Annotated in this window: 2 protein-coding genes; both read right to left on the bottom strand. The window is 61.4% G+C overall.

Annotation, left to right across the window (positions count from 1 at the left end; genetic code table 11):
- Positions 1–111: 111 nt before the first annotated feature.
- Complete coding sequence (locus ACE3TQ_RS26740) at positions 112–900, bottom strand: substrate-binding periplasmic protein (protein WP_374586776.1); 789 nt, start codon at positions 898–900, stop codon at positions 112–114.
- Between the two features lie 11 nt (positions 901–911).
- The gene (locus ACE3TQ_RS26735; protein WP_374586774.1) at positions 912–3,062 is read right to left on the bottom strand and encodes a TonB-dependent receptor; all 2,151 of its coding nucleotides are present in this window, start codon (positions 3,060–3,062) and stop codon (positions 912–914) included.
- Between the last annotated feature and the right edge of the window lie 332 nt (positions 3,063–3,394).

Raw genomic sequence — 3,394 nt, 5'->3', positions numbered from 1 at the left:
CGCCGATGATAGTGCTGCAACCAGTGTGAAAGTAGGTTATCGTCAAGCTCTTATTTAAAAAGCCCGCTAACGTGTGTTAGCGGGCTTTTTGCTTTCCAGTCCCGTTCCCGCCTACCTGGCATATTTGCGCCAAATCTCGGCCAATCGCCCAGTCTCCTCCATCCTTAGCAGTTCATCGTCGACCAGCGAGCGCAGCTCATGCGCGTGTTCATACTTGCGTGAGATACCAATGTAAAACGGGGTCGGCCGCATGCCCGGCACGCGCTCGCCCGCCAGCTCGCGATCGCCCAGGTAGTCCTTGCCGATAACGCTGAAGCCCGCCATCACCTCATGCTTCTCCAGGAAGAGGGCACAACGCCCCGCGTGCAGCTTGGCGATCAAAGAGGTGAAGTCGCGCGCCCCCTGGTCCACTTCGCTCGGCGCCAGGCCGTAGTTAAGGTAGTTATAGCCATGGATGCCGCACACGCGGTGGTTGTGCAGGTGCGCCGGGGACATGATCTTCAGGCCTTTCGGGTGCTGGCGCCGCGAGTAGTAGTAATAGGTATTCGTCGAGTAATAGGCGCGCGTCAGCAGGAAGTTACGCATGCGCTCCGGGTTGTAAGTGAGGTTCAGCACCATCTGGTACTGCTTGCCGAGGATGGCAACGGCCTGGCAGCGCGGCCACGGCAGCAGCTCCAGCGTGGAGCGGATTCCATGCCGGGCAAAGATCTCATTGACCACATCGACCGCATAACCGGTCAGCCTGCCCGGCCGGCCATCGCTTGTACGCTGGCGGTAGACATAGGGCGGCCATTCGTTCTCGTCTTCGCAAATGGCGACTTGGCTTATGCCGGCGGGTGCATTGCCGGCAAAGGCAAAGGCGCCTGCCAGCTGGATGCCTGCCAACCATGCGTGCTTCATAGCGTCCCTTCTTAAAGCTTGAAGCCAATACTGACGAAGACCTCGCGCGGTGCACCCGTTAGCAGGGTCGGGAAGGCGCCGCCCGGATCGCTGGCGACAAACTGGTTGGAGCCGATCGTGGCGAAGTGGCGCTTATTAAAAAGATTCGCGACCTGCACCTGTACCTGCCATGTATTCCAGCGGTAGCCGCCAGCCAGGTTCCAGACAGCGAAAGACGGGACGCGGCCATCGTTGGTATAGCTGTAGTAGCGCGCGGAAGTGTACTTTCCCGTCAGCCTCGCGAAGCGCTTCTTATCATCATACGCCGCTTCAGTGTGCCACATCAGGCGCGGTGAATCGACCACGCGCTTGCCGGCGACCTCCACCAGCCTGCCCTGATCCAGGTAGTCGGAGCGGTAGCGGGCGTCGTTGAACGTCAGGGAATTGAACCAGCTCCAGTGCCGCTGCGGAGTCCAATGCAGCGCGGCTTCCACGCCACGGGCCGAGACGCGGCCAACATTGACCACGGTGTTGGGGCAGCCCACCACGCCGGCGCAAGTGGCTACGCTGAGCAAGCGGTTGCGGAAGCCGGTCGCGTACAGGCCAAGCGAAGCGGCCACGCCGCTCTTTTGGTAGCGCAGGCCTGCGTCCGCGGTAACTGAAGTTTCGGGGCGCAGCCGGGCGGCGCCCAGATCGAACGCTTCCTGGCTCTGTGAGAATTGCCCGTACACGCCGGGCTCGAAAGCGCGCATATTCTTTGCCAGCGACGCAAATAGATCCAGTTCGCGATTCACGTCGAACACCAGGCCCACCTGCGGCAGCAGGGCCTTGCGCGACTTCAGTGTTCCGGCAGCGCGCACCGCATTCATGCTGGCCGCGTCGATCGTCACGCTGGGGTGCTTGACGCCGGCCACCAACTGCAGGCGTTCATCCAGGAAGCGCATGGTGTCCTGCAAATGGAACTGCGCAGTGTCTACATCGAAGCGTTGGTTAAAGGCCGTGAGGAATGGATTGGCCAGGAAGCGGTTGGTATCCTCCGGGCCGGTCGCGGCATAGTAGCGGCGCGCCAGGTCGTGCACATTGCGCTCGATCCAGACACCGCCCCGGATGGTATGGCGGCCGGCTACGCGGCTGGCTTCGGCCAGTACGCCGCGCCGGTTGATGGCGTACTCGGTCGTGCGGATGGAGATCGGGTCGTTGGGCGAGGTCGGCGTGTATGGCGTGTACCAATGGCCCTGGCCGCGGTTTCGATGGTAGTAGGCTGTCGCGCTGCCAGTCCAGTTGCCGTTCCCGGGCGCATAGCCAAGGCTTGCGTAGGCCAGGTGATCGCGCCGCAAGCCGCGTGCCGCGAAGTATCCGTCATCGAGGTTGTTAACGCCGCCGCTGAATATGCCGCGTGCCGCCAACACAGCGCGTTCCCAATCAGGTGCGTAGTTATCCCACATCCAGCCCAGGCGGCGCTGCATGTCGAGGGACAGGTCCTGGTAGTCGGTTTCAGCGCGTTCGGCGAAATTGTAGAAGGCGCGGACGCCGAACGGACCGCTGCGCTTCAAATACTTCGCATTGAACTGCCGCAGGTCTTGCGGGCCGCTGCCTTTCCACTTTTCCGCATGCTGGCGGACGGCGCTGGCGTACCAGCCATCGCCGCTTTCGTAGCGCAGCATTGTGCGGCGCGTGTGATGGCTGCCTGCCGCCTGGACTGCGCTGACGCCAGGCTGGCCTGCGGGATCGGCGGAGAAGAACTGGACCGTCCCGCCCAGATTGCTGGAGGAGGCGGTGCCCACGGCGCCGGTGCCTTGCGACAGTTCAACCTGACGCAGGTTCTCCGTCGTGATGGCGCGGCTGATATGCAGGCCGTTATTGTTGCCATAGCTCATGTTCCCAAGCGGAACACCGTCCAGCGTAAATCCAAGCTGTCCCTGGCTGAAGCCGCGGATGCCAATCCGGGTCGACCACTCGTAGGAACCAAACGCGTCGGCCGCTTGAAAGCTGACGCCAGGCAGTTTCTCCAGCGTCTTCAGGGGACTGGCGCCGGGCAGGGCTGCCGCCAGGTCGTCGCGCGTGATGTTCTGCACCTGGCGCGCCTGCCCCTGGCCCAGGATGTGTACGGCCGTGATAGGGGCCGGCACCTCTGCCAGCGCCGGGATGGCGGTCAGCAACGCACAGTAAGCTAGGACTTTCATGGTAGTGCCTGTCAGCAGGTGCTTCCATAAAATTATGCGCCCATCCAGGTAACAGTTGTTATGCGCATGCTACTTTGTTGTTGAAAGGCGGCAGGCAACTGCCAAATTTTTTTCGCGCGCCGCACTTGCGGAAGTGTGGCTGGATTGCTATAGTTCTGTCCCTCGCAACGCAGCGCACACAGCGCAGCGAAGCGAAAAAGAAGTGAGGGGTTGACGAGCTGTACGAAACGCCGCATAATCTCGCTTCTGTGCTGCTGACAAACACAACGCTTTGTCGAAACAAGCAGCGATCTTTAAAAATCAACAGTCGATAAGTGTGGGCGTTTGACGAT

The organism is Pseudoduganella sp., from assembly GCF_041914865.1.
In the GTDB taxonomy this organism is placed as follows: domain Bacteria; phylum Pseudomonadota; class Gammaproteobacteria; order Burkholderiales; family Burkholderiaceae_D; genus Rugamonas.
Note: the sequence above shows the minus strand (reverse complement) of the source record. Positions and strands in the feature narration are given on the sequence as shown.